The sequence below is a fragment of the Eubacterium sp. OM08-24 genome, from assembly GCF_003438075.1.
Taxonomy (GTDB): Bacteria; Bacillota; Clostridia; order Oscillospirales; family Acutalibacteraceae; genus Ruminococcoides.
Window position 1 is genome coordinate 100,672 of record NZ_QSTA01000002.1, and the last position, 25,927, is coordinate 126,598.

General features: G+C 39.8%; 22 protein-coding genes and 1 tRNA gene. 9 read left to right on the top strand and 14 right to left on the bottom strand.

From position 1 onward, the window contains the following. The first annotated feature begins 63 nt into the window (after nucleotides 1-63). Nucleotides 64-1,146, top strand: coding sequence for a putative sulfate exporter family transporter (locus DXC23_RS05415; protein WP_117705154.1), 1,083 nt, complete (start codon nucleotides 64-66; stop codon nucleotides 1,144-1,146). 88 nt (nucleotides 1,147-1,234) lie between these two features. Here DXC23_RS05415 and DXC23_RS05420 read toward each other — a convergent pair whose 3' ends face one another. Continuing rightward, entirely contained in the window at nucleotides 1,235-2,875 is a 1,641-nt protein-coding gene (locus tag DXC23_RS05420) for an AMP-binding protein (RefSeq protein ID WP_117705155.1), read from the bottom strand. A gap of 245 nt (nucleotides 2,876-3,120) precedes the next feature. On the opposite strand from DXC23_RS05420, the gene murF reads away from it, so the two are divergent. Next, entirely contained in the window at nucleotides 3,121-4,470 is a 1,350-nt protein-coding gene (gene murF, locus DXC23_RS05425; protein ID WP_117705156.1) for a UDP-N-acetylmuramoyl-tripeptide--D-alanyl-D-alanine ligase, read from the top strand. A gap of 709 nt (nucleotides 4,471-5,179) precedes the next feature. On the opposite strand, the gene DXC23_RS05430 is transcribed toward murF, so the two are convergent. From DXC23_RS05430 to DXC23_RS05460, 7 genes are all read right to left on the bottom strand, one after another. Then, nucleotides 5,180-5,256: transfer RNA gene (locus tag DXC23_RS05430), tRNA-Arg, on the bottom strand. Between the two features lie 90 nt (nucleotides 5,257-5,346). Next, complete coding sequence (locus tag DXC23_RS05435; RefSeq protein ID WP_117705157.1) at nucleotides 5,347-6,759, bottom strand: aminopeptidase; 1,413 nt, start codon at nucleotides 6,757-6,759, stop codon at nucleotides 5,347-5,349. Nucleotides 6,760-6,795: 36 nt separating this feature from the next. Continuing rightward, nucleotides 6,796-7,407, bottom strand: coding sequence for a lytic transglycosylase domain-containing protein (locus DXC23_RS05440; protein WP_117705158.1), 612 nt, complete (start codon nucleotides 7,405-7,407; stop codon nucleotides 6,796-6,798). Continuing rightward, nucleotides 7,407-8,015 (bottom strand): dephospho-CoA kinase, encoded by a 609-nt coding sequence (coaE, locus tag DXC23_RS05445; protein WP_158552450.1) that lies wholly within the window; start codon nucleotides 8,013-8,015, stop codon nucleotides 7,407-7,409. The genes DXC23_RS05440 and coaE overlap by 1 nt, the downstream gene beginning before the upstream one ends. Next, nucleotides 8,002-9,108 carry an L-threonylcarbamoyladenylate synthase gene (locus tag DXC23_RS05450; protein WP_347474783.1) on the bottom strand — a complete coding sequence of 369 codons (1,107 nt, stop codon included), beginning with the start codon at nucleotides 9,106-9,108 and terminating at the stop codon, nucleotides 8,002-8,004. The genes coaE and DXC23_RS05450 overlap by 14 nt, the downstream gene beginning before the upstream one ends. Continuing rightward, the gene (gene prfA / locus DXC23_RS05455; protein ID WP_117705161.1) at nucleotides 9,050-10,126 is read right to left on the bottom strand and encodes a peptide chain release factor 1; all 1,077 of its coding nucleotides are present in this window, start codon (nucleotides 10,124-10,126) and stop codon (nucleotides 9,050-9,052) included. Before prfA ends, DXC23_RS05450 begins: the two co-directional genes overlap by 59 nt. Nucleotide 10,127: 1 nt before the next feature. Then, nucleotides 10,128-10,316, bottom strand: coding sequence for a DUF951 domain-containing protein (locus tag DXC23_RS05460; RefSeq protein WP_117705162.1), 189 nt, complete (start codon nucleotides 10,314-10,316; stop codon nucleotides 10,128-10,130). Between the two features lie 293 nt (nucleotides 10,317-10,609). Here DXC23_RS05460 and DXC23_RS05465 point away from each other — a divergent pair, with 293 nt between their 5' ends. Then, a complete protein-coding gene (locus DXC23_RS05465) occupies nucleotides 10,610-11,623 on the top strand; it encodes a CHAP domain-containing protein (protein WP_117705163.1) in 1,014 nt (337 codons plus the stop codon). 56 nt (nucleotides 11,624-11,679) lie between these two features. On the opposite strand, the gene DXC23_RS05470 is transcribed toward DXC23_RS05465, so the two are convergent. Further along, complete coding sequence (locus DXC23_RS05470) at nucleotides 11,680-13,410, bottom strand: RNA polymerase sigma factor (RefSeq protein WP_158552453.1); 1,731 nt, start codon at nucleotides 13,408-13,410, stop codon at nucleotides 11,680-11,682. A 302-nt stretch (nucleotides 13,411-13,712) separates the two neighbouring features. Here DXC23_RS05470 and DXC23_RS05475 point away from each other — a divergent pair, with 302 nt between their 5' ends. After that, complete coding sequence (locus DXC23_RS05475; protein ID WP_117705165.1) at nucleotides 13,713-15,872, top strand: RNA degradosome polyphosphate kinase; 2,160 nt, start codon at nucleotides 13,713-13,715, stop codon at nucleotides 15,870-15,872. Further along, nucleotides 15,869-16,954, top strand: a complete 1,086-nt coding sequence (locus DXC23_RS05480) for an ATP-dependent 6-phosphofructokinase (RefSeq protein WP_117705166.1) — start codon at nucleotides 15,869-15,871, stop codon at nucleotides 16,952-16,954. Before DXC23_RS05475 ends, DXC23_RS05480 begins: the two co-directional genes overlap by 4 nt. 189 nt (nucleotides 16,955-17,143) lie before the next feature. Here the strand turns inward: DXC23_RS05480 and DXC23_RS05485 are convergent, their stop codons facing one another. The 5 genes from DXC23_RS05485 to DXC23_RS05505 form a co-directional block, all read right to left on the bottom strand. Further along, nucleotides 17,144-17,563, bottom strand: a complete 420-nt coding sequence (locus DXC23_RS05485) for a potassium channel family protein (RefSeq protein ID WP_117705167.1) — start codon at nucleotides 17,561-17,563, stop codon at nucleotides 17,144-17,146. A 273-nt stretch (nucleotides 17,564-17,836) separates the two neighbouring features. Further along, the gene (locus tag DXC23_RS05490) at nucleotides 17,837-18,577 is read right to left on the bottom strand and encodes a CAP domain-containing protein (protein WP_117705168.1); all 741 of its coding nucleotides are present in this window, start codon (nucleotides 18,575-18,577) and stop codon (nucleotides 17,837-17,839) included. Nucleotides 18,578-18,591: 14 nt separating this feature from the next. Next, on the bottom strand, nucleotides 18,592-20,037 hold the full coding sequence (locus DXC23_RS05495; RefSeq protein WP_117705169.1) for a nicotinate phosphoribosyltransferase: 1,446 nt from the start codon (nucleotides 20,035-20,037) through the stop codon (nucleotides 18,592-18,594). Between the two features lie 42 nt (nucleotides 20,038-20,079). Beyond that, nucleotides 20,080-21,771 carry a hypothetical protein gene (locus DXC23_RS05500; RefSeq protein WP_117705170.1) on the bottom strand — a complete coding sequence of 564 codons (1,692 nt, stop codon included), beginning with the start codon at nucleotides 21,769-21,771 and terminating at the stop codon, nucleotides 20,080-20,082. Further along, entirely contained in the window at nucleotides 21,764-22,486 is a 723-nt protein-coding gene (locus DXC23_RS05505; RefSeq protein ID WP_117705171.1) for an ABC transporter ATP-binding protein, read from the bottom strand. The genes DXC23_RS05500 and DXC23_RS05505 overlap by 8 nt, the downstream gene beginning before the upstream one ends. 445 nt (nucleotides 22,487-22,931) lie before the next feature. Here DXC23_RS05505 and DXC23_RS05510 point away from each other — a divergent pair, with 445 nt between their 5' ends. From DXC23_RS05510 to DXC23_RS05525, 4 genes are all read left to right on the top strand, one after another. Further along, nucleotides 22,932-23,501, top strand: a complete 570-nt coding sequence (locus DXC23_RS05510) for a Bax inhibitor-1/YccA family protein (protein ID WP_117705172.1) — start codon at nucleotides 22,932-22,934, stop codon at nucleotides 23,499-23,501. A gap of 565 nt (nucleotides 23,502-24,066) precedes the next feature. Next, nucleotides 24,067-24,378, top strand: a complete 312-nt coding sequence (locus DXC23_RS05520; RefSeq protein ID WP_117705173.1) for a hypothetical protein — start codon at nucleotides 24,067-24,069, stop codon at nucleotides 24,376-24,378. Nucleotides 24,379-24,380: 2 nt separating this feature from the next. Beyond that, the gene (locus DXC23_RS12425) at nucleotides 24,381-24,524 is read left to right on the top strand and encodes a hypothetical protein (protein ID WP_158552455.1); all 144 of its coding nucleotides are present in this window, start codon (nucleotides 24,381-24,383) and stop codon (nucleotides 24,522-24,524) included. A 24-nt stretch (nucleotides 24,525-24,548) separates the two neighbouring features. Further along, nucleotides 24,549-25,727, top strand: a complete 1,179-nt coding sequence (locus tag DXC23_RS05525; RefSeq protein ID WP_117705174.1) for an acyltransferase family protein — start codon at nucleotides 24,549-24,551, stop codon at nucleotides 25,725-25,727. The last annotated feature ends 200 nt before the right edge of the window (nucleotides 25,728-25,927 follow it).

Consider the following 25,927-nt stretch of genomic DNA (forward strand, 5'->3'; position numbering starts at 1 on the left):
AATTATATTTTATTACTAACTTGTGTTACAATCAATAGGTAATATAAATTTGGAGGGAAATTTATGACATTTATTAAGAAAAATTGCGGCGGAATATTGCTTTGCGCTATAATTGCGGCTTTTGCCGAAATTATGTGTATGTTCGGCATTGGCGGATTTTCATTTGAACTTATAGGTGTGCCGGTATTTGCTATTATAACAGGTATGATTATTTCACTAATCTCGCCTACTCTTGCAAAAAAATCCACATTTGCCGGCGGAATTAAATTTACATCTAAAAAGATATTGCAATGGGCAGTTATAATTCTCGGTTTTTCGCTTGACCTCAATACCATTGCTGTTGTAGGTGCAAAAAGTTTGCCTGTAATTATCTGCACTGTTTCAACATCGCTGATCGTTGCTTTTTTAATGATGAAAATTCTTAAAATCAACTCAAAAACCGCCTGTCTTATCGGTGTTGGCTCATCAATTTGCGGTGGCTCTGCCATTGCCGCAACCGCACCCGTTATTGATGCAGACGATTCAGATGTGGCAAGGTCAATTTCTGTAATCTTCTTTTTCAATATTCTTGCCGCACTTATATTTCCTGTTTTCGGATATTCAATAGGGCTTGGCACAGAGGGTTTTGCTGTGTTTGCAGGCACTGCCGTTAATGATACCTCATCTGTAACAGCCGCTGCGTCTACCGCCGAAAGCATTTACAATACAACAGGTATTCTTTCTGCTGCTGTAACCGTAAAATTGACACGCACACTTGCAATTATTCCGATTACTCTTTGTCTTGCCATTTACAGAGCAAGAAAAGCAAAACAGTCAGACAAAGGCGAAGGCTCGTTTTCGTTTAAAAGAATTTTCCCTTGGTTCATCCTATTCTTTATAGGTGCGTCAGTAATAACAACAGTTGTGGGAATTATTCCGGAATGTAGTTTTACGCTTTTTTACAGTCATTTTATTACATTTACAAAATGGCTTGCAAAATTTTTTATAGCAATGGCAATGGCAGGCATCGGGCTTAACACTAATATTGTTGACCTTATAAAAAACGGCGGAAAGCCTATTTTACTCGGCCTATGCTGCTGGATTTCTATTACTGCCGTATCTCTCTTGGTACAAAGCCTTACAGGTATTTATTCATCAAACATTTAATTCATACAAAAATCACCGCCAAGTATAACCTGACGGTGATTTTTTGTTTTGCACAAAAGTGTATATATTAAAATTAATTTCAAAACTATTACGCATTTGCTTTGAGTGCAACTCTTTTTATTTTACCGCTGATTGTCTTTGGCATTTCATCGGTAAATTCAATGTACTGTATCCATTTGTATGATGCAAGGCGCTTGTTTGAAAAAACTTTAATGTCATTTACAAGATTTTTGTCAGCGTCGCATCCGTCAACGGTTTTTATAATTGCCTTGATTGCCTGTCCACGACTTTCATCGGGCACACCGATTACGGCGCACTCAAGTACGGCAGGGTGTTTCATAAGCACATTTTCAATTTCAAAAGGGCCTACTCTGTATCCTCTTGTTTTTATAAGGTCATCAGCTCTGCCTACATACCAATAATATCCGTCCTCGTCCATATATGCAGTATCGTTTGTGTGGTACATTCCCTTTCTCCACGCATATTGATACATTTGCTCGTCACCAATGTAATTTGTAAATATTCCGTACTGCTTTCTGTCCTTTGGAGGTATAACTACAATCTCGCCTGTTTCGCCCTGCTTTACCTCGTTGCCGTCTGAGTCAACAAGTCTTATGTCATACATTGGGCTTGGCTTTCCGATTGAACCCGTTTTGCCATGAGTGCCGTTAAGATTTGCAATGAGCAATGTAGTTTCACTCTGACCGTAACCTTCCATTGGGTGAAGTCCTGTCTGCTGATACACTGCCTCTGCCACAATCGGGTTGAGTGCCTCGCCTGCTGTTGTGAGATATTCAAGCGAGCTTAAATCGTACATTTGCATACCTTTTTTGACAAAGTATCTGTATGCGGTAGGCGGTGCGCAGAATGAAGTAACCTTGAATTTTTCAATAACCTTGAGGATTTTTGACGGTGAGAACTTTTCAAAATCAAAAGCCATAACCGCACAACCGCAAAGCCACTGACCGTAAATTTTACCGTATGATGCCTTTGCCCAGCCTGTTTCGGCAATTGAAAAATGAAGTCCGCCCTCTTTAACATTTTGCCAATACTTTGCTGAAATTATATGGCACAAGGAATAAATGTGGTTATGCACCACTGCCTTTGGATAGCCTGTTGTGCCCGAAGTAAAGTAAATGAGCATAGGCTCGGTTGCCTTGGTTTCTACTCGTTCAAGCTCGGCGCTTGCGCTTTCGATTTCTTTTGTAATATTTACAGTGCCGTCAAAATCTTTTCTTGCCACAAACACTGTTTTTAATGAATTTCCCTTATTCTTTGCCTGCAAAATATTCTCTACGGTGTCGCTGTCGGGTGTGCATACCGCCATTTTAATATTTGCAACATTTACTCTGTAACTTATGTCCTCGGCGGTAAGCATATTTGTGGCAGGAATCGCAACCACGCCCAGCTTATGGAGCGCTGTAACTATGTACCAATACTCATAGTTGCGCTTGAGCATAAGCAATACTCTGTCACCTTTTTTTATGCCGTATTTCAAGAAAACATTTGCCGCCTTGTTGCTTAGTCTGCTTAAATCCGCAAATGTAAAAATTCTTTCCTCACCCTCTGGATTTGTCCACACAAGAGCAATATCGTTTGGTGCTTTTTCTGCCATTTGGTCGAGCACATCGTATCCGAAATTATAGTTATCTTCAAATTTTAACTTAAAGCTCTTTAATGTATTATCGTTGTCAAATTCTTCGGTGCAAAATTGCTTATACAACTGCATATTATCTCGCCTTTCAGAATAAACCTAAAATTATTACAGATAAAATAATATCAAAAATAGACTGATTAGTCAATAAATAGCATTATTCTTATTTTATTAATAAATCAAACAGTTATGCAAAAACTGCATAATAATGTAAAATAATCAGCACTTCGTAAATATTACCGCTATTGCAAAAATACAGTATTTTTGGTATATTTAGAGTATATAAAAGTATAAATAAAAATTTAACAGGGCGTGATAATATGAAAAAATTTACTCTTGAGGAAATAGCTGCTGCCTGCGGCGGTAAATATGTGGGTGACGAAAATTTAAAGCAAACCGCAATTTCATCAGTTGAGCGTGACAGCAGATGCATTAAAGAAAATTCACTTTTCCTTGCCATTAAAGGCGAGCGAGCAGACGGACACGATTTTATTGAAAAATGCTATGCTGACGGCGCTGTATGCGCTATCTGCGAAAACGCACCGAAAAATCCTACAAAGCCGTACATACTCGTTGACTCTACCCTTGAGGCGGTTAAAAAAATAGGTATGGCATACCGCAAAAAGTTTGACATTCCGATAGTCGGCGTGTCGGGCAGCGTGGGTAAAACCTCTACAAAGGAAATGCTTTACGCTGTGCTTTCTCAGAAATTTAAAACCCACAAAACGCAGGGCAACCTAAACAATGAGCTTGGTGTGCCTCTTACACTTCTTGCAATGCCGGAAGATACCGAGGCGGCTGTAATTGAAATGGGAATTTCAGATTTTGGCGAAATGAGCCGACTTGCGCAAATGGTTCAGCCAACCATCTGCGTGATTACAATAATCGGCTGTTGCCATCTTGAAAATCTTGGCGACCGCAACGGTGTATTAAAAGCAAAAACAGAAATGTTTAAATTTGCAAGCGAGGGTGCGGAGTTTGTGCTCAACGGTGACGATGACAAGCTCTCAACCGTAACAGAAGTAAACGACAAAAAGCCGATTTTCTTTGGACTTGACAGCAAAAACGAATACTATGCCGAGAATATTCAAAACAATGCAGACGGCGGTGTGCTTGCCGACCTTTGCTTTGGCAACACAAAGCTTTCTGTAAAAATTCCTGCTATCGGCAGTTATATGGTATCAAATGCGCTTGCCGCCGTTGCAGTAGGCAAACTTTGCGGACTTAGCAATGACGAGCTGATAAGGGGTGTGGAATCCTACAAAACAGTAGGCAGCAGAGCAAATGTTATTAATACTAAAGATTACAAAATCATAGATGACTGCTACAACGCAAACCCGACCTCGGTTATGGCAAGCATAGATACACTTGTGAACTTTAAGGGCAGAACGGTTGCGATTCTCGGCGATATGAAAGAACTCGGCACAAACGAGCTTGAAATGCACCGCACAACAGGAGAGTACGCAAAAGAAAAAGGCGTTGACCTTGTAATTGCAGTAGGGCCGCTCGCAAAATCACTTGCCGAGGGCAGTGGCGGAAAATGGTATGCAGATATTGACTCTCTCTTCCCCGAAATTAAAGATCTGCTTAAAAAGGGCGATACAATTTTAGTAAAAGCCTCACATTCAATGCAGTTTGAAAGAATAGTTGCGTTTTTGAGAGGAGAATGAGCTGCTCTGTTTCACTTATTGTGGTTATCTTTTCAGGTTCTGTTTTAAATGTTGGGGTAACATTGTAAATAATGATTTAGCCGATTTTCGATCGGGCAACAAAGTAATGCAAAAATAAAGCTCTCCATCCCAAAGTTAAAAGTTTGGTCAACCTTTTCAAAGGTTGTAGGTGTGAGCAACGCCCACATATGCTTTATGCTATCGCAAATTTTAATAGCCAAACGGCTTACCGTTTGGCGGTTTGAAATAACGGCGAATGCCATTAAATTGCGATAGCAAAAAAGGAAAGATATTCTTAAAATTAAAGCCGTCAACGCATAGCGATGACGGCTTATCTGCTGATTATTTCTTTTTGGTTCTATGATAAATGTTTGGGTAATGATGTTATCCTAAAAATTTCAACAAGCTAAAAAGCCTTCCGCTTTGAGGGGAAGTTGGCATTTTCTAGGGAAAATGCCAGATGAGGTGTCGCCGTTTACGGCGTTTTTCTTAATCTAATCTTTTATATAAGAGAACTCTTAACGAGTTCTACACCTCATCAGTCACTTGCGTGACAGCTTTTTTCTGCGAAAACGGCTAACCCTTTGTCGCTATGCGACATTTTCCTTTACATAGGAATACCGGGAAGCCTTGATAACTCTGTTCTTAGCCCCAACTATTGACAAAGAACCGAAAAAAATAACACACCCTGTAAATCAAGGTGTGTTATTGGCGCGCTGGAAGAGACTCGAACTCCCGACCTTCTGATTCGTAGTCAGACACTCTATCCAGCTGAGCTACCAGCGCATATGCGGTTAATTATTAACCGCAAGAAGTATATTACCACATTCTTTTAAAAAAAGCAAGTGTTTTTTGAATTTTTATTTATTTATTTTTTTAATTTTTATCATCAAAGAAAGCAAAGAATGCTCTGTAAGCCATATAAACATCAACCTTTGATACGATTTCAAAAGGTGCGTGCATACAAAGTACAGGCACACCGAGGTCTACTACATCAACATTCATATTGGCAACATACTTGGCGATTGTTCCGCCGCCGCCCATATCAACCTTGCCGAGCTCGCCTACCTGCCACATTACATTGTTTTTCTCAAGCAAAGCTCTTACCTTGCCCATATACTCGGCAGATGCGTCCGAAGTATCGTACTTTCCGCCATGACCTGTATATTTTGAAATAACAACACCCTCGTTAATATAGCAAGAATTCTTTGCCTCGTAAGCCGCTGCATAGGTTGGGTCATATGCTGCGCTTACATCTGCCGAAAGACAAGTGCTCTTTGAAAGTGCCTTGTATCCGTCAATGCCGTCCTGCTTTGCAAGGTCATACACAAAGTAACGCAAAAAGTCGCTCTGCATACCTGTATTGCCGTCACTGCCTGTTTCTTCCTTATCGGTAAGGTAAGTAATACAGGTCTGCTCAGGAGTGTTTACATCAAGAGCCGCCATAACCGCAGGATAAGCACAAACCTTATCATCGTGACCGTAGCCGCCGATCATACTTGCGTCAAATCCAATATCTCTTGTCTTAAATGACGGAATAAGACAAAGCTCTGCCGACAGGAAATCCCCCTCAACTATGCCGTATTTCTTATTAAGAATTGCCATTACATTGAGCTTTACAAGGTCTTTTTCGTCTTCGCCGTCAGCATATGGACGAGAGCCGACAAGAACATTGAGGTCTTCACCTGTAAACACCTTTGCAAGCGGCTTTGAAACCTGATCCTTTGCAAGGTGTGGGAGCAAGTCGGTAACGCAGAAACAAGATTCGCCCTCGTCATCGCCCCAAGTGATGTTTACCTTTGTGCCGTCAAGCTTTACGACTGTGCCATGGAGAGAAAGCGGAAGTGCTGTCCACTGGTACTTTTTAAGACCGCCGTAGTAGTGAGTTTTGAAAAGTGCAAGGTTTGTGTCCTCGTAAAGTGGGTTTGGCTTTAAATCAATTCTCGGTGAATCAATGTGAGCAATCGCAAGTCTTGCGCCGTTCTTTACGCCGTTTTTACCGATAACTGCAAGAGCAATCGCCTTGTCACGATTTACATAATAAACCTTGTCACCTGCATTATATGACGCATTTTCGTTATACTCTGTAAAGCCTGCTTTCTTTGCAAGCTCAAGAGTGTAGCTTACAGCCTCACGCTCAACAGGAGAATGGTCTAAAAATTCTTTATAGCCTACGCAGAAATCGTCTGCCTTTTCAACTTCTTCGGCACTGAGGGCAGCCACGCCCTTTTTGCCTTTCATAAAAATTTCTTCTTTAAGAAGAGTTGCCTTACTTTTTTCGTCTGCCATAATTATCTTCCTTTCATTTAGTTGTACCATATTATTTTATGAATAATATAACTCAATATACTTTGCTTTTGCGTCCGTTACCCTTTCCACATATTCCTTTGTTTCGGGATACGGTATATCTGTAAGCGTTACGCCGTCTGTGCTGTAATCGGGATTGTCAAGCCAGTCAGACACCACAAAACCTGCGTTGTACGCTGCAATAGCCGATGTTTCTGTTCCGTAAAAATCAAGAAAATATTTTAAAAGATACGAGCCGTAGTCTATACAGATTTCGGGATTAAACAAGTCGTCTTCTGTGTATTTTCCCTCGCAGTCTCTCACCTGCTGCAGCCATTCAAACGAACTCGGCATAACCTGCATTATTCCGCAAGCGCCTGCGTCCGACTGAGCGTCTGCATTAAATCCGCTTTCCGTTCGGATAACGGCATAAATAAGCGACTCATCAAGCTCATAATCCTTTGCGGCTTTTTGCACATATTTACTGTAATCTCTCGGATAGCTGAGTTCGAGCAGCTGTTCCCTTGCGCTGTCATAACAATTAAACACAAACAGTGCAAGCAAAATTGCCGCAAGCACAATACAGCCGCCGACTATAAAGCCTTTTTTCTTCTTTTGTGGTTTCTTCTTGTATCGTGGATTTGCCGCCATTAAATCACCTGCCGTAAGTATCCGAGCAGTCCCTCGGCTTTGCTGATAAGTTCTTGCCGAGAGCCGTTATTTTCAAGAATAAAATCCGAATTTTCTTTGAAATAGCTTTCGGTAAGCTGAGCGTTTATACGGCTGTCCGCCATTTCTTCTGAAATATTATCCCTCTGCATTATGCGCTGTTTTCTTATATTTTCATCTGCGGTAATGCTGATTATGAAATCGCAAATCACATTTGCCCTGCTCTCAAAAAGCTGAGGCGCATCAAACACAATCAGCTTTTTGTCGGCACTTATACACTCCTCGGCTTTTTTCAGAAAAAGCGAAAGCACAAACGGGTGGATAAGCTCGCCTAAAATTTCTGTTTTTTCCTTTGTTGCAAATGCCCTTTGCGCAAGTTTTTTGCGGTCAAGAGTTTTGTTTGGCAATATTATGTCACTGCCAAACTCCGCCGAAAGAATTTTAAGACACACCGAGTTTGGCGCATAAAGCTCTGCCACAAGACGGTCTGCATTGATTACCGCCGCACCGCTTTTGGCAAAAACCTCTGATACAGTGCTTTTGCCTGCGCCCGTCTGCCCTGTAAGTCCTAATATTTTATATTTTTTCAAGGTCAATCACCTCATAGCCGGCGGCTCTGATAAGCCTGTTATACAGTGCCATTCCAACGCCCTCACATGACGGCAGTCGGGAATACGCCGTATCTATTCCGCCAACCTCGTCAACCTCTCGGAGCATATCAAAAAGTCTGTGCGCCTGCTGTGCATAGTCTTTTCTTTTGCCAAGCGAAAATGTTTTTACTTTCAGCTGTGAAATATCCTCGTCACAACACAAGGCGGCTGTTTTGCCGTCAGCCTTGCTGTTTACATAATTAATATATTCTTCATCTGTGCCTTTAAGAAGTATAACCCTCGCTTTTGGCGAATAATGCTTGTACTTCATACCCGGACTTGCCGCCTTTTGGTTAGGGTCGAGCTTGTCGAGCACCGCCTTGTTAAGCTCAACCTCGCCAATGGTTTCTCTGAGCTGTTCAAGAGTAATTCCGCCCGGTCTTAAAAGGCAAGGAACTTCGCCCGCAAGAGTGATAACCGTACTCTCCACACCAACTTCGCTTGCGCCGCCGTCAATAACAGCCTCTATTTTGCCGTTCATATCATTCATTACATGAGTTGCGGTAGTAGGGCTTGGCGAACCCGACAAATTTGCCGATGGTGCGGCAAGCGGAGTTTTAGCCGCTCTTATGAGCGCCCTTGCAACAGGGTGTGACGGACAGCGGATTGCAACGGTTTCAAGTCCTGCCGACACTTCATCGGGAATAATATCCGATTTTTTCATTATAATTGTAAGAGGGCCCGGCATAAATTTTTTGGCAAGAATTTTTGCCTTTTCGGGAATTTCTGCGGTTAAGCCGAATTTTTCTATATCCTCAAACTCAGCCACATGAACAATCAGCGGATTATCCATCGGTCTGCCCTTTGCCTTGAAAATTTTTGCGACTGCCTTGCCGTTGAGAGCGTCTGCCGCAAGTCCGTAAACGGTTTCGGTCGGCATACCTACAAGTCCGCCTTTTCTCAGGATTTCTCCTGCTTTGTTTATGTTTTCCTGTGTACTTTCGAGCAATAATGTTTGCATATTGTCACCTTGATTATGAATTTTCCATACTTTCCTTGAGCTTTTCGGCTCTGTCTGCTGTAACAAGAGCATCTATAACCTCGTCAAGATTGCCATTCAATATATCTTCAAGCTTGTATAGCGTAAGTCCGATTCTGTGGTCGGTAAGTCTGCCCTGCGGATAATTGTAGGTTCTTATTCTTTCACTTCTGTCGCCTGTGCCTACCTGTGACTTACGGTTAGCGGCAATTTCACTCGCCTGCTTGTCCTGCTTTTCCTTTAAAAGTCGGCTTTTAAGCACCTTGAGCGCCTTATCTTTGTTTTTGTACTGACTTCTTTCGTCCTGACACTCAACAACAGTGCCTGTGGGCAAGTGGGTAATTCTGATTGCGGAGCTGGTTTTGTTGATATGCTGACCGCCTGCACCGCTTGAGCGGAATGTGTCTATTTTCAAATCGTTAGGGTCAATTTCAAGCTCGACATCTTCTGCCTCCGGCAAAACGGCAACCGTTGTGGTTGAAGTATGCACTCTGCCCTGACTTTCGGTTTCGGGCACTCGCTGAACACGATGCACGCCGCTTTCATATTTAAAACGAGAGTATGCGCCCTCGCCCTCAATCATAAAAGAAATTTCCTTGTAGCCGCCAAGCTCGGTTTCGTTTGCGTTTACTATTTCGATTTTGTATCCCTTTTTCTCGGCATACATACTATACATTCTGAAAAGCACCGCACTGAAAAGCGCCGACTCCTCACCGCCTGCGCCGCCACGAATTTCCACGATAACATTTCGCTCATCATTCGGGTCTTTTGGCAAAAGTAAGATTTTCAGATTTTCCGAAAGCTCCTCAATATTTTGCTTAGCCTCGTCAAGTTCGAGCTGAGCAAGCTCCTTTAAGTCGTTGTCACTGCTTTCGTCAAGAATTTCAAGACTTTCTTCCTGCGCCTTTACCGCCTTTTTGTAATCACGATATGTAAGCACAATTTCTTCAATCGACTTAAGCTCTTTCATTATTTTTTGATACTGCTCGGGATCTGCCGCAACCGACGGCTCATAAAGCCTTTGCGAAAGCTCGGAGTACCTTTTGTCAAAAATTTCTATTCTTTCAAACATATTATTTTTCCTTATCGGTTAAAATTCTTTTAATATTTTTTTCAATCTTATTGCGTGGCACCATAACCTCTCTGCCACAACCGAGGCAACGGATTTTAAAATCCATTCCAATCCTTAATATTTCAAATTCTTTACAACCGCAAGGGTGCGGTTTTTTCATTTCTGCTCTGTCACCGACATTAACATTCATACTAACACTTCCGATTATATAAAAGCTAAAAACTCAAGTAAAACAGACGCTTTTCGGCATTTTTAAACAATATTTTGCAAAAAGCGCTTGTCAGCATTTTGTTTTATGCTATTATTGATTTTTATTATATATCAATACTGCCAAAATATCAAGAGTTTGCTTTAACTGCTTTTACAAAGATTACAAATAATTACAATAATATTAAAAATTCATTGCCTTTTTATCACAGATGTGGTAAAATAGGCTTTGATAAACAGAAATGTAAACATATTTGACAGAAAGGAAGATTTAAAATGTTTTATAAAAAACTCAAAAGAATTCCGGCAATGTTCTTAGTTTGTGCATTACTTTTTACCACAGTATTTTCGTATTCAATGATTGCTAATGCGTCATCGTCTTTCACCTCAAGACTTGATGCACCGTCATACAGCAATGATTATTATTACAGCAATAAAAATATCTATTACCAATACGGCTATGGTATGCCAAACTGCACAGCTTACGCTTACGGCAGAGCATACGAAATTCTTGGCAGAGATCCGGGACTTTGCCACTATGACGCTTACGAGTGGTATGACTACAACGATGGTTACAGCAGAGGTCAGACTCCAAAGGTTGGCGCTATTGCTTGTTGGGAATATTACAGAAACGGCGAAACAGGCGGTCATGTTGCCGTTGTAGAAAAGGTAGAGAACGGTACAGTTACACTTTCAAACTCAGCTTGGGGTTGGAAAAACTTCTACCTTACATATGCCGATGTTAATGACCCTACAATGGGTGAGTCAGACTGGACATTCCAGGGATTTATTTACCTTGGCGACTTTAACAAGGGCAGTGACAGCGATAATGTTGTTACAGACTACAAAAACGGTGTTTATGAGGTTGAAGTAAGCGACTATCTCAATATGAGAGAAACCGCAGCAACTTCTTCAAAAACAGTTTCTCAGCTCTATAACAACGATCAGGTTTATGTTACCGATATTAAAGCAAACGGCGGCTACACATGGGGTTATTCAGAAATAATCAAGGGTACCAACAAAGGCAAAAAAGGTTGGGTGGCTCTTGACTTCTGTAAGTTTATTCAGGACAAGCCTACAAGTGATGACATAGTATACAAGATTGGCGATATCGACTTAAGCGGTGAAATCAATGTTCTCGACACCACCGCTCTCCAGTTGTATGTATCTAAAAACGGCGACCTTACAGACGCACAGCTAAAGCTTGCCGATCTTGACGGCGACGGTAAAATTGATGTAGGCGATGTAACAGCTTTACAGCGCATTATTTCAAAACAAAAAACACTCTAAAACTACATAATAAAATTACGGTCATTCGCAAAATGTGCGAATGACCGTTTTTTGGTTTAAAATTCAATTGTACATGTATCCTCATACAAAGCTCTATCTCCCGAAACTCCGCTTGCCCATGCGTGGGTTTCAGAATCTTCTTCTATCATTCTGAATTCTAAAATATTTTTTCCCGATGCATTTTTGTACTTTTCAATATCCTCTTTATCTACTAAAATATAATAATAGCAATTCATATCAGCGGCACAATACTGTATTGTATATGCTGTAGTATCGTTTCCGTTAATCGTTGCACTGAGCATCTCAAACTTTACAGTTTTATCTGTTTTATTATGTGAATATAATCTTAATCTATCATATTTTTCTGATGAGGTGTGGTCTGTATCTAAATACAATAAAGTACCGTATTCATTGTCAAAAACAACCTGTTCGGTATTTGTATTTTCTCTTGCCGGCGGAGTGATTTCGTCAGCTGTTTTGCCTGTTGGATACAAATAAAATATTTGATTACAATAAAATGTTTCTTCGTCAGAATGATTTTCAGTATTATATACCTGTAGATTAAATGCCACTTCATCAATAGAATTTATACCGCATTTTTTAATTTGTTCAAGATCAAATTTTATGCTGAATGAATCTGTTTCGCCCGGATCTGTGCAACCATAGCCAACCCTACCAATATCATGGCAATAATACCTGTTTACATAAAAGTAATCGCTAAAATCTGTATCAACTTTTATTTCTTCATCTGTTGTTTTATTTTTGAGTTCTGCTTTTACCTCAAATCTGTTACTATACATCTCACAACCCGTGACAGTGACAGTACACTTGTCGTTATCAAAAAGCACCTGTTCATCAAGACTGTAATCAATTTGAGTTAATCCGTCTTCTCCGTTGTCAGCTCCGCTGTTCTCATCGGAAATATTGCTGTTTATTTGAGAAACAACATCATCGATGTTTTTATCCTTATTTTTGTTATTCACTACCACCGCAGCCGTAATTCCGCCAATAACAACAGCAAAAGCTGCAACTATTGCAAAAAGTTTTAAAAGAATTGATTTTGACATTAATTTTCCTCCAAATGCGCCTATATTTTTTTCTGCTTTTAATGTACTGCTTTTCGGTTCTAAATTTTGAGATGTTATACTTATCTTCGGAACAATTAAGTTTTTTGCCTCTGTAATGAAAAGAGAAGTAAAAAACGGAACGGGTACAATAATGTGCAATTTATCGTTGTTTTCCTCTTCATACTTTAAAATCGCCTTTTTCATTTTTCCTCTGGCAAGATTAAGGCGTGACATTACAGTACCCACGGGGCAATCTTCAACCTCTGCAATTTCTGTTATTGACATTTCATCAAAATAATACATAAAAACGGCTCTGTATTGTACTTGCGACAAAGTATTCTGCATAATTTCTAAAATTATTCTGCGATTTTCATTATCGGTTATATATTCCTCGGGAATTGTTATTTCCGAAGTTTCAGAATAATTCTCAAGAATTTCATCATCAAGCTGCAGTTCCTGTTTGGCTTTAAAAAAGTCCTTGCATTTATTTACCGCAATTTTCTTAACCCATACAGGGAATTTGGCGTTTTCTTCAAGAGTATTCAGCTTTAAAAATGCGGTAACATATGTATTTTGCATAATTTCCTCTGCGTGAGTTTCGTTTTTCAACAAACTTATGCAGGTAAACCACACCTCTTGCTGTGTAAGATAATACAACCTGTCAAATGCCGTATTATCACCGTTTTTGGCTTTAATTACTAAACTACTTATTTCTTCCATAAATATCTCCTTTAAATCAGTATAAAAAGCAGTACATAATATAGACGATTGAAAATCAACTTCCATTTAATTTTTTTAAAATTTTTAATATTTTTTTAAATTTTTTTGATTTATGATTTTTATTATTTTTGTGATAAATTTTATTATATCATAAAAACGCTGTTTATGGGTATTTATTTTTTCAAACTTTTAATACGAATAATTACAAATGACTTTTCAAAAATTTTTTGTAACTTTTACATAAATTTTACTTGAAATATTTAAGATTTAACAATATAATAAGAATAATAAGGAGTGATATAATGACTTCAACAATTGATGTAAAAAAGAAACAAGATTTAAAAAAATGGCTTGAAATGCCTTACAATAACAGAGAGCTAAGCTGGCTCGATTTTAACGCCCGTGTACTTGAAGAGGCTTTTGAAAAGGAAAATCCTATAATGGAAAGATGTAACTTCCTTTCAATTACAGCCTCAAACCTTGACGAATTTTTTATGGTTCGTGTTGCAGGCGTACTTGATAATATTCATCGTGGCACAAACAAACCCGACCCATCGGGACTTACACCTAAAATGCAGATGAAAAAAATCAGTGAAAAAGTACATGCCTTTGCCGAAAAGCAGTACAACTGCTACAATCGTTCCATTATTCCGTCACTGAGAGCAAACGGCATTAACTTTGTTAAGGCAGATGAAATGACCGACGAGCAAAAAGCATTTGCAGACGATTATTTTCAGAGAGTGGTATTCCCTGTTCTCACACCGATGGCGGTTGACACAAGCCGTCCGTTCCCTTTGCTTGCAAATAAGAGCCTTAACATTGCGGTTTTGCTGACAAATGCCGAGGGTGAAGAATTTTACGCACTTGTGCAGGTGCCGTCGATTCTCCCACGATTTTTGGAACTCCCTGCAAAGGGCAAGCGTGACTTTATAACCCTTGAAAGAATTATTACCATTCATTTGGGCGAACTGTTTGAGCTTTATAACATCAAACAGTCGGCAGCTTTCAGAATCACAAGGGACTCTGACCTTGACATTGACGAGGACACGGAAGACCTTATGGAGGAAATTAAAAAATCCATTAAAAAGCGTCAGCGTGGTGTGCCTGTAAGACTTGAATTTTCTAAAAAATGCCACAAGTCAATCCGCCAATTCCTTGTAGATGCATTGCATGTAACCGAGGACGAAATTTATGTACAGCACGGTCCGCTTGACCTCACTTTCCTTTCTAAATTTGCAAGAATAAAGGGCTGCGAAAAATTCTGTTTTGAGCCGATTACACCTGTTAATCCGCCTGCCGAATTTTATGATTGCAACGATATTTTCGAGGCTATTCGTGAAAAAGACAGACTTGTGCACCACCCATATGAGAGCTTTGATGTAGTGGTTGACTTTGTTAAAAAAGCCGCAAAAGACCCCGATGTACTCGCAATCAAGCAGACATTGTATCGTGTAAGCGGCAACTCTCCTATCGTTGCGGCACTTATTAAAGCCGCTGAAAACGGCAAGCAGGTTACCGTACTCGTTGAGCTTAAGGCTCGTTTTGACGAGGAAAACAACATACAGTGGGCAACCAAACTTGAAAAAGCAGGCTGTCATGTAATTTACGGTCTTACAGGTCTTAAAACTCACTGCAAAATCTGCCTTGTTGTACGAAAAGACAAAGACGGAATCCGCCGTTATCTGCATATGGGTACAGGTAACTACAACGACAGCACAGCGAGATTCTACACAGACATCGGTATGTTTACCTGCCGTGAAGAATACGGCCTTGACGCATCGTCATTATTCAACACACTTACAGGCTATTCTTTACCGCCCGAATACAATAAATTTATTGTTGCTCCTCAAGGTATGCGACCTTTCTTTGAGGAAATGATAAGAAAGGAAATTGAAAATGCAAAGCAGGGACTTCCTGCGTCAATTACCGCAAAGGTAAATTCACTTGTAGACCCTGCAATCATCAGCTTGCTTTACGAGGCATCGCAGGCAGGCGTAAAAATTGAGCTTATCGTGCGTGGCATTTGCTGTCTTATTCCGGGATTAAAAGGCTGGAGCGAAAACATAAAGGTAATAAGCATTGTAGGACAGCTCCTTGAGCACAGCCGAATTTTTAAATTTGAAAACAACGGCAATCCTCTCTACTACCTCGGCAGTGCCGACTGGATGCAGAGAAACCTTGACAGACGAGTTGAACTTGTGTTCCCTGTTGAGGACGAAGACATTAAAAACAGGGTTGAACAGATTTTAAAAGTTACGCTAAAAGACACGGTAAATGCAAGAAAGCAGTTACCCGACACCACATATCACCTTGTAGATAAGCGTGGCAAAAAACGACTTAACAGCCAAAAACATTTTTCAAAACTTGCACAACAGGCACAAAATGCCGTTAAAAAACAGACATATGTAAGAACAGTAGGCACTCCTATAGTACCTGCAAAGGAAGGAGAAAAAGCAGAATGAAAAGAATCGGTATTTTAACAAGCGGCGGTGACTGTCAGGGACTTAACTCTACTATCCGTGCAGTCGCAAAAACACTTTATCAGAATTGCGGCAATGACGGCGTGCAGATTATCGGCATTATTGACGGCTACCGAGGACTTATTTACAACGAAACAAGGATGATGAAACCTGATGATTTTTCGGGTATTCTTACAAGGGGCGGTACTATTCTCGGCACATCAAGACAGCCGTTCAAACTTATGAGAGTTATTGACGAAAACAGCGTTGATAAAGTTGCCGAAATGAAAAAGAACTATAAAAAACTTGAGCTTAACTGCCTTGTTGTTCTCGGCGGAAACGGCACACAGAAAACCGCAAACCTCTTGCGTGAAGAGGGCTTGAATGTTGTTTCTCTGCCAAAAACAATTGACAATGACCTTTGGGGTACAGATAAAACATTTGGTTTTCAAAGCGCCGTTGACATTGCAACAAATGTTATCGACTGTATTCACACCACCGCAACCTCACATGGAAGAGTTTTCATTGTTGAGGTTATGGGGCACAAGGTTGGCTGGCTGACTTTGTATGCAGGTATTGCCGGCGGTGCAGATGTTATTTTAATTCCGGAAATTCCGTACGATATTAATTCCGTAATTAATACAATTAAGAAAAGAACCGAAAGCGGAAAGAAATTTTCAATTCTTGCCGTTGCCGAGGGCGCAATTTCAAAGGAGCTTGCCGCAATGCCTAAGAAAAAGAGAAAGGCTGCTTTAGCTGAAATTGCCTATCCGTCAATCTCATATAAGATTGCAAAGGAAATTCAGGATGCAACAGGACAGGAAACAAGAGTTACAGTGCCCGGACATTTCCAGAGAGGCGGAAGTCCTGACGCATATGACAGAGTGCTTTCTACTCGCTTTGGCATTGCCGCCGCTGAGCTTATCATAAACGGCAACTATGGCAAAATGGTAGCGCTTGTAAACAACAAGGTTGTTGCCGTACCGCTTGAGGAAATTGCAGGCAAGCTGAAAGCCGTTCCTGCCGACCACGAAATCGTAGCCGCCGCAAGGAAAATGGGCATTGCCTTTGGCGACGAAAAATAATTAACATTTTGTGTTTGAAATGTTGAAAAAAGCGTTCACCACTTTTTAAGTTAGTGAACGCTTTTAATTTATTGGTTGACCAAACTTTTTTGCTTCGGGACGGAAACTCTTGCCTTTTCATCACATTGTTGCCCGATTGAAAAAGCTAAACATAATCATTTACAAAGCATAAATAAAGTCCCTGTTAATTTATTTCCTATTAAACTTTTTAACCTTTTCAGAGAGGCTTTGCAACTCTTCCTTTGAAAGATCCGGCAGATGTTCGAGGTCATCAAGAAACTTTGCGATGCTTTCTTTCTCTCTCAGCCTTGTGCTTTCAATATAATAGCTCGTTATTATTCCGGGTACAACAGCAATTATGAGAATTGAGCAGATAGAAAGGAATATTGACATGGCTCTGCCTAAAATTGTAACAGCTGTTATATCTCCGAATCCGATTGTTGTTGCCACGCTAAAGCAATACCATATACTGTCAAAAATGCTTTTTATATTAGGCTCTATTATCCATACACCCACGCTCACACAAGCAAAGATGATTATGTATGTAGTCAAAAATTTTAATGCGCCTGTTCGTTTTAGCACAATTTTTATAAGCCGAGTTTTTTTCATAATTCCACCGCCTGCCTTATTTAACAAAATTATATCAATATTGCCCGATTTAGTCAATAAAATTAAAAATACGATTTTTATTTGTAAATTTGCTCATTTCCCGTATTTAATTTTAATTACGGTATTGGTCGGGCAGCAAATTTAGCAAACAGCTTATTATTTGTCCCGAATATAAAAGTTTTGCTTTTGCTTTACTTCGTTACCCGACCGATGATTCGCTAAACCACCATAATAAAAAAGTCCGACCTTTAAAAGTCGGACTTTAATAACTATTTAGCCTTTTACAAATAACTGTTCCCAATAATAAACATTATTGTCAACATAGCAGGACACACCGATTTTGTTATAATTGCTGTTCATAATGTTTTGGCGATGTGACGGTGACTCCATCCATGCTTTTACAACCTGAGCAGGTGTAGTCTGTCCTTTAGCAATATTTTCGGCTGCCGCACTAAAGAAAACATTGTTTTCAATCAGTGCTGTTATCCAGCTTGTTTCATTTGGGCGCTGATGAGAGAATAGTGTAACTGTTTCCTTTGCTCTTGTGTCTGCCGCATTAGTGATTGTAGTATCCTTTTGCAGTGCCGGAATACCCTCTTTGGCTCTTTCGGCATTTATAAGCTCAATTACCTTATCGGCAAATTCTCTGTTGTAGCTTGCCTGCGAAACAGGTTTTGTTGTTGGCTGCGGTTGTGTTGTTGGCTGAGCGGTGGTCGGCTGAGTGGTAGGAGCGGTTGGAGTATCTCCGCTCGAAATCAGAATTTGTGCTGTGGTTACATCTTGAACATCAATTTTGCCGTCATTGTTGTAGTCGGCAATTTTTTTCTGTTCATCGGTTAATTGACCGTCGCCCGATATGTTGATCTGCAAGTATGTAACATCAACCACATCAAATTTTCCGTCACCGTTTAAGTCATAGTCTTGCAAGTCTTGCGCCGATACCGACACCATCGCAGTTGAAATTACCGCAGCAGCCGATAGAATTACGGCTATAATTTGTTTTAATTTTTTCATATCTGCACCTTTTATCAGCTTTGATAAATATTGAGGAGAATATTTTTAATATCCCAGAGCTTTTTGGAAAGGTCAACATAGTAGTTATGCGGATTTTCAAATCTCTTAACCTCGTCCCAAAGAAGTCCGATCTGGTCTTTACAGTATTTAGCAATTTCTTCAATGCTTGGTGAGTTATACACACACTCGCCGTTTTTAAATATCGGCACAAGAAGTTCTTTCGCTGTAAAGTCAGTCAAAGTCTTTGTTTTCCAAGTAGCATTTTGGTCAAAAATTGTATGCGGCTTAGAGAAATCCATAACTTCGTCGTACACACAAAGCTCATCGGCAAGCGCTTTGCCGCTTTCGTTATCATAGTAACGGTAGAGCTTTTTAAAGTGCGGATTTGTGATTTTTGTTGTATTTTCGCTGACCTTGATTTTAGGGATAATCTCGCCGCTTGTAGGCTCTTCAACAGCTACAAGTTTATATACGCCGCCAAATACAGGCGAGCTTGATGAGGTGATAAGTCTTTCACCAACGCCGAAAACATCAACCTGAGCGCCCTGCATCATAAGGTCACGGATAAGATACTCGTCAAGAGAGTTTGACGCAACAATTTTGCAGTTCGGCAACCCTGCCTCGTCAAGCATTTTTCTTGCTTTTTTTGAGAGGTACGAGATATCGCCCGAATCAAGACGGATTGCAAACTCGTTAATTCCCTTTGGAACGAGCACTTCTTTAAACACCTTTATTGCGTTTGGAACACCGCTTTTAAGTGTGTTGTAGGTATCAACAAGCAATGTAGGGTTTTCGGGATAAAGCTCGCAGTAGGTGCGGAAAGCAGTGTACTCGTTGTCAAACATCTGTACCCATGAATGAGCCATTGTACCGCCGGCAGGAACACCATAGAGTGCGTCTGTAAGCGTACAGGCTGTACCTGCACAACCACCTATATATGCCGCTCTTGCACCGTCAACAGCACCTGTTGCGCCCTGCGCTCTGCGTGAGCCAAACTCAAGCACTGTTCTGCCCTGAGCCGCACGAACGATTCTGTTTGCCTTTGTTGCAATAAGCGTTTGGTGGTTGATTGTCAGCAGGAGATAGGTTTCAATCAGCTGAGCCTCAATAGCAGGCGCTTTTACAGTGATAATCGGCTCGTTAGGAAAGATAGGAGTTCCCTCCGGTATAGCGTAAATATCGCCTGTAAATTTAAAGTTTGCAAGATATTTCAAAAATTCTTCGTCAAAAATTCCTTTTTCTCTGAGATATTCAATATCGCTTTCAGAAAAGTGAAGATTTTTGATATAGTCAATTACCTGCTCAAGACCTGCGGCAATGGCAAAACCTCCGTTGTCGGGCACTTTTCTGAAGAAAAGATCAAAGTAAACATTCTTTTTGTAAAAGCCGTTTTTAAAATAGCCGTTTGACATTGTAAGCTCATAAAAATCGCAGAGCATAGAATAGTTAGTTTCTGTCATTATAAATCACCTGAAATTTTAATTCCAATTTATTCGGACTTATCAGCTTTCAATCTGTTCAAGATTTGCTACGCCCTTTTTAAGGCAAACTTTTTGTGCCGCAACAGCAAGAACACACATTACTATAACAAGTCCAAGGTTAATTATAGCAGGTTCAACGCTAAAAATCCATAGTAATACAAGAGAAATTGTGCAGATAGCGGCGGTAATTGCAATAATTATAGCCGCATTTATTACTGTATTGTAGTTGCCACGCAGTGCGTTTATTTCATCGTCCCACACAAGCTTAGGATTTATGGTGTCTAAAAATATTCCGAGGTAGGTAACAAACACAACGCAAATCAAGCTCAGGGCAATGTGAATAAGCGGAGTTACTATGAAAACAAACGGATTAAATGTTGTTGCGAGTATTGCGCAGTACACATTAAATGCTATTACATACAGCACCATAACTGAGCCGCTGATTATTATGCTTGCGAGAGCTTTTGCGTTGATTTGCGTTCTCAGTCCAACAGGAATGTAGCGCATAAACTGAAAATGCTTGCCCTCTCTTGATATTGAGGACGAGGCAATACTGTTGATTGCCGTAACAAGTGCCGAGATTACAACGGCGGATACAGTGATGATTGTAATGCTTTTCCGGTCGCCTGCAAGGTACGGAGTCAGCACACCCGACAAAAAGTTTGTACTTCCCTGCAAAATCATAATAACAGCCATAAATACAGGCCACAAAAGATTTATGGCAATGCAGTCCATAAAGAACGGCGGTGTTCTGAAAAGCACCAAAAATTCCTTTTTAAGGTAGCTTGCAAAAATGTCCTTCTGAACAGATTTTTCAATAGCCTGTCCTGCAATGCTTTTACTGCGCTTTGATTTTGTTGTATTGATGTCCGACACACCTTTGATATACATTTTTGATGCAAGGAAAAGGAAGACTGCAACAAAAATTACATTTGCAAGCAAGTATAAAAGCAGTTGATATACGGATTCGCTTGAGATAGAATCCATCATAAGCGGAATGTGCGGAAAAATAATGTTCATTACATTTAAAAATCCGTTGTCGGCACTTGCAAGTGAGCTGACGATTGCCTCGGGATTAAATCCGCTCACGCTCACGAGGGCTACCAATGAGCCTACTATAAGTACGGCAGTGCCGATACCTGTGATTTTGTTGAGAAAATCACGATTTTTTACCGAATGGGTAAAATACATAAATATAACGGCAATAATTCCGCAGTAGGCAAGAGGAATTATAGGAACGGTTAAAATGCCGATTAATGAGGCAACTATACCCGTAGCCGAAAATCCATGCGCACACATAAAGCCTGCACAAGCGCCGAGAATCAGGATAAACTCCATAATGTTCTCAGAAAGCAGAGAATAGGCAAACTTAGCGCTTACAATCTCCCTCGGCTTTAACGGCAGAGGAATTAGATTTTCAATATCGTTTGAAAAGTAAAATATATTAATGATTACATTAATACCGAAGATTACCGACAAAATGGATATAATATGTAAAATTACATTTGCGCCCTGCGTTGTGCCACCGTAAGACATTACGCCGAGAGTGAGCGCATAGGTTATTATGCCGACAAGCAGTCCTGCGGGAATCATAATCAGCAGAACAACGGCAGTGCCCATAATTTTATAAAAGTGCTTTGAGCGCTTTTTTTCAGCCGAGGTAAGCTCGGTTGTTTTTATAAAGGTTTTTAATAAAGTTAAGAAATTACTCATTTTCAGTCAGCTCCAAAAAGATTTGTTCAAGTGATTTGCCTGTGTTCTGACTGCAAAGGTTATCAAGAGTGCCGTCATACAGCGACCTGCCCTTTTTAATGATAATAACCTTGTCGCAGAGCTTTTCCGCTACCTCAAGTATGTGAGTAGAGAAAAATACACAGTTGCCCTTGTCGGCGTGTTCACGCATCATAGACTTTAGTTCAAAGGCACTTTTTGGGTCAAGACCGATTAAAGGCTCGTCAAGAATCCATACATCGGGATTGTGAACAAGTGCGGCGGCAACCATAATTTTTTGGCGCATACCATGCGAATAGCTCAGCATAGGAGCTTTAAGACTGTCGGTAAGACCGAATCTGTCGCAAACCTCGGTAAATCTCTTTTTGCGCACATCGGTGGGAACTTTGTATATGTCGCCTATAAAATTGAGAAATTCAATTCCTTTAAGCCTTAAAAACATATCGGGACTGTCGGCAATGTAGCCGATGCTTTTTTTAGCCTCAAGCGGATTTTTTTTAATATCGTAGCCGTTAATGCTGATTTCTCCGCTGTCGCTTGATAAAATACCCGTCAGCATTTTTATTGTGGTGGTTTTTCCCGAGCCGTTTGGCCCGATAAAGCCTACAATTTCGCCCTTGTTTACATTAAAGGACAAATCGTCTACCGCTTTAAGGGTGTTGTTAAACACCTTTGTAACATTATTGAATTTTATCATAATTTCAACCCCTTATGTATTTGTATTTATATAAATATTATAAAATCATAGGCTTGCATTGTCAATTATTTTTATAATGTTTTTAAATATTGACGATATATAATGGTATATTTATTGTTTGCAAAAGAAAAAATAAAAATTTTGTCCGTATTTGTCCCGATGTTGTCATAGTTGTGTCTGTATAATAAAGGCATAGAAAATCAAACAGACAAACTTTCATTTCTTAAAGGAGAAATCATTATGACAACTTACAAACTCAATCAAAACCAAACACAAAGATCATCAACATTATTTAGCTCAAACCCTGTATTAAGAAGAATGTCTAAATCAAGCGCATGAGCAACCGATTCGAGCTGCGCAACATATAAGGGCATATTGGTAAAGACACTTTATTTCCTCGCTGCAACCGTTGCAGGCTTTGCTTTATTCTTGCTTAATCTCTCCAATGCTTGCATTTGGTCATCATATTAATAGCGGAATTTTTGATTTTTACCTTCCGCAGATGATGGTTACAGGCGTTGCAGCTATCGTAGGCACAATCGCACCGTTTGTTGCTATATTTACTCAGCGTACAGCACCTGTAAGCGGTACACTTTACACACTCAGCCAAGGCATTATTATTGCAGCAATTTCAGTTTTCTATAAGGGCGCTTATTCAAATTTAATTGTATGGGCAGCAGTTATTACTCTTGTAATTGTATTCGCTATGCTTTTACTCTTTACTTCAGGCAAAATCAGAGCTACCGACAAGTTCAAAGCTGTTACTCTTACACTTTTACTTTCAACAATCGGCATTTCAATTCTTGGCTTTATCGCTTTCCTTATTCCTGCAACAAGAGGTTTTGTATTGGTTTTTGCAGATAATCCAATCTTCGGTGTTGTAATGTCAGTTGTATTTATTGTAATTGCAGCTTTATTCCTCATCAGCGACTTTCAGGTAATTCGTGAAACTGTTGAAAATCATCACCAAAGAAAGACGAGTGGGCAGTATCATTCGGTCTTGCTTTTACAGTAATTTGGCTCTACTTCAAGGTTCTTGACCTCTTAATGAGAATTTACAGCGCAAAGAGCTAAATCAACTTTTAAGGAGATACGCATATGAGCGTAATTTTAAAAACCTATCAATTATCAAACATACAAAAAGGTCGTTTAGGACAACATTTTCTGTTGGTTAAGTAAATGGAAGTTTGATTTTATATATTGCAAGAATCCCATTCCGATATTGGAGTGGGATTTTTGCTTTAATATAAAAATATACACAAATATAGTTGCGGATATTCTCCTTGTGCATATTGTGGTTTAGTTGTATAATAGTGTAGAAAATAATTTGTGGGGTGTTATTTTGAAAAAGAGTAGGCTGGGCATCAGCCTAAATGTAGTATTTGCCATATTGTTTGTAGTGCTGCCGGTAGTATTTTGCATTACCGCAAAAACATTTGCTACAAGCAGCGGCTATTCCGTTACGCCTGTAACTCTGACGGGCGAATACACAACCGACAAAGGCGATACCTTTAAACTTGACAGGGATCACCCGTTTTTAAATAATAATTATAAGTCGATAACTTTTAAAGGAAAAATCAATGCTTATGTCATTCCTCGGCATACTCACATTCTCGCTTGCAGGTGTGCCTATGAGAAAATCAAAGCTGCAAAATTTCAGCTTTGCGCCGGTAGCTTTCTTCGGCGGTCTTTATTTTCTCTTTGATACGCTCAATTACTATATGCCGCTTATCATTGACAATCCACAAAACCGAACCCCGACACATCTCGGCATTGAAAACATTAAAGAAAGAATTTCAACAATGTGCAACGGCGATGTTACCATTGAAAGCGAGGCAGGCAAAGGAACTGTATCTACAATTAAAATTTTTAAAGACACAAAGGAGGATTAATTATGAAAATACTTGCAGCAGATGACGAGGCGCTTGCGCTTGAAATGCTTGTTGATTCTATCAGAGAGGTAAAGCTTGACGCAGGCACTGTAAATTCATATATGAACGAATATATGTCGCAGTATTATTGGGCAGAGTTTATTTAGTAAAATGAGAAAGGGTAAATATTTATGAGTAAAAATGGTAGTAAACGATTGACAAATGCGGTTGCTCAATCCGACAGCGGAGTAAACCTCAGCTTTAAACTGCTGTCGGCAATAGGAATTATAATTATAGTTTCGGGACATTGCTACAAGGGAGGAATTTCCCTTGCGTATGATTGGTTTCCGATTTATTCCTTTAACCTTGCCTTGTTTGTGTTCATTTCAGGTTATTTCTACAAGGACAAGCACGAGGATAATGTATTAAAGTACATATGGGGCAGAGCAAAAAGACTGCTTATCCCCGCATATCTTTGGAATATTGCATACGGTATATTCGTAATTATTATGAAAAACTGCGGATATGTTTCGGGTGCAGATGTAAACCCGTATAACCTCTTTATTATGCCGTTTGTAGACGGTGAGGCATTCCAATACAACCTCGGTTCGTGGTTTGTATATCCTCTGTTCTGCGTGTATATTATCAACATACTTTTCAGAAAGCTGTTGAGCCTTATAAAACTCAATAACGAGTATATCATTCTTATTGTATATTCGGTGGTTGGTATGGTTGCCGTTCAGACTTCAATAGAAACACCTAACGGCTTTCACGGACCAATGCTCTTACTGTTCAGGACTATGTTCTTTTTGCCATGCTTTGAATTTGGCAAGTTCTATAAGGCAAAACTTGAAAAGCACGATAACCTCAACAGCTTTGCGTATTTTGGCATTCTCTTTGCGGTTCAGCTCATTTTGCTTACATTCTTTAAGAACCTTGAGTACACACCGTCAAAGTGCAATCAGTTTGAAAACGGCTGTATAATTCCGTACATTACGGCAATTACAGGTATTGCCTTTTGGCTTAGAGTGTCAAAGCTCATTGCGCCGATTATCAAGCATTGGAAACCGATTTTGCTTGTAGCCGACAATACATACAGCATAATGATTCACCACCTTACAGGCTTTATGTTGGTAAAATGGCTGTTCTATTTAATAAGCCGCATAACTCCGCTTTTCTCTGATTTCAGTATTCAGACAATGAAAGAAACTATCTGGTATTTCTATATGCCAAACGGAGTTTACAGTTATGCTATAATCTACCTTGCGGTAGGAATTTTCTTTTCCATTCTTATCGGAGTTATTCAGAAAAAGGTGTGGAAATCCATTAAATCCGCATTCACCCCCAATATTTCAAAGTCAAAAGCATAATTTAGGAGCGCTCGGTATGGGCGCTCTTTTTACATTATAAAATCAGATACTGCAATAATTCCCAAATAAAAATACTAAAAATTCAAGTGCTTGTGCAAGTAACTGAATTGCACAATTTTGTATTGACAGTAAATTTCATATTTGCTATTATTTTTATTGTATATTGAGAAGTATATAAAATATTTTGTTATAATGACAAG

Coding starts and splice junctions, on each gene's coding strand:
- DXC23_RS05465 (WP_117705163.1), top strand. CDS start 10,610: ATGTTTTATAAAAAACTCAAAAGAATTCCGGCAATGTTCTTAGTTTGT.
- DXC23_RS05420 (WP_117705155.1), bottom strand. CDS start 2,875: ATGCAGTTGTATAAGCAATTTTGCACCGAAGAATTTGACAACGATAAT.
- DXC23_RS05495 (WP_117705169.1), bottom strand. CDS start 20,037: ATGACAGAAACTAACTATTCTATGCTCTGCGATTTTTATGAGCTTACA.
- prfA (WP_117705161.1), bottom strand. CDS start 10,126: ATGTTTGAAAGAATAGAAATTTTTGACAAAAGGTACTCCGAGCTTTCG.
- DXC23_RS05470 (WP_158552453.1), bottom strand. CDS start 13,410: ATGGAAGAAATAAGTAGTTTAGTAATTAAAGCCAAAAACGGTGATAAT.
- DXC23_RS05520 (WP_117705173.1), top strand. CDS start 24,067: ATGCTTATGTCATTCCTCGGCATACTCACATTCTCGCTTGCAGGTGTG.
- DXC23_RS05525 (WP_117705174.1), top strand. CDS start 24,549: ATGAGTAAAAATGGTAGTAAACGATTGACAAATGCGGTTGCTCAATCC.
- DXC23_RS05460 (WP_117705162.1), bottom strand. CDS start 10,316: ATGAATGTTAATGTCGGTGACAGAGCAGAAATGAAAAAACCGCACCCT.
- DXC23_RS05485 (WP_117705167.1), bottom strand. CDS start 17,563: ATGAAAAAAACTCGGCTTATAAAAATTGTGCTAAAACGAACAGGCGCA.
- DXC23_RS05440 (WP_117705158.1), bottom strand. CDS start 7,407: ATGGCGGCAAATCCACGATACAAGAAGAAACCACAAAAGAAGAAAAAA.
- DXC23_RS05490 (WP_117705168.1), bottom strand. CDS start 18,577: ATGAAAAAATTAAAACAAATTATAGCCGTAATTCTATCGGCTGCTGCG.
- DXC23_RS05475 (WP_117705165.1), top strand. CDS start 13,713: ATGACTTCAACAATTGATGTAAAAAAGAAACAAGATTTAAAAAAATGG.
- DXC23_RS05435 (WP_117705157.1), bottom strand. CDS start 6,759: ATGGCAGACGAAAAAAGTAAGGCAACTCTTCTTAAAGAAGAAATTTTT.
- DXC23_RS05415 (WP_117705154.1), top strand. CDS start 64: ATGACATTTATTAAGAAAAATTGCGGCGGAATATTGCTTTGCGCTATA.
- DXC23_RS05450 (WP_347474783.1), bottom strand. CDS start 9,108: ATGCTCTTGTTACAGCAGACAGAGCCGAAAAGCTCAAGGAAAGTATGG.
- DXC23_RS05500 (WP_117705170.1), bottom strand. CDS start 21,771: ATGAGTAATTTCTTAACTTTATTAAAAACCTTTATAAAAACAACCGAG.
- DXC23_RS05510 (WP_117705172.1), top strand. CDS start 22,932: ATGCTTGCATTTGGTCATCATATTAATAGCGGAATTTTTGATTTTTAC.
- DXC23_RS12425 (WP_158552455.1), top strand. CDS start 24,381: ATGAAAATACTTGCAGCAGATGACGAGGCGCTTGCGCTTGAAATGCTT.
- DXC23_RS05505 (WP_117705171.1), bottom strand. CDS start 22,486: ATGATAAAATTCAATAATGTTACAAAGGTGTTTAACAACACCCTTAAA.
- DXC23_RS05480 (WP_117705166.1), top strand. CDS start 15,869: ATGAAAAGAATCGGTATTTTAACAAGCGGCGGTGACTGTCAGGGACTT.
- murF (WP_117705156.1), top strand. CDS start 3,121: ATGAAAAAATTTACTCTTGAGGAAATAGCTGCTGCCTGCGGCGGTAAA.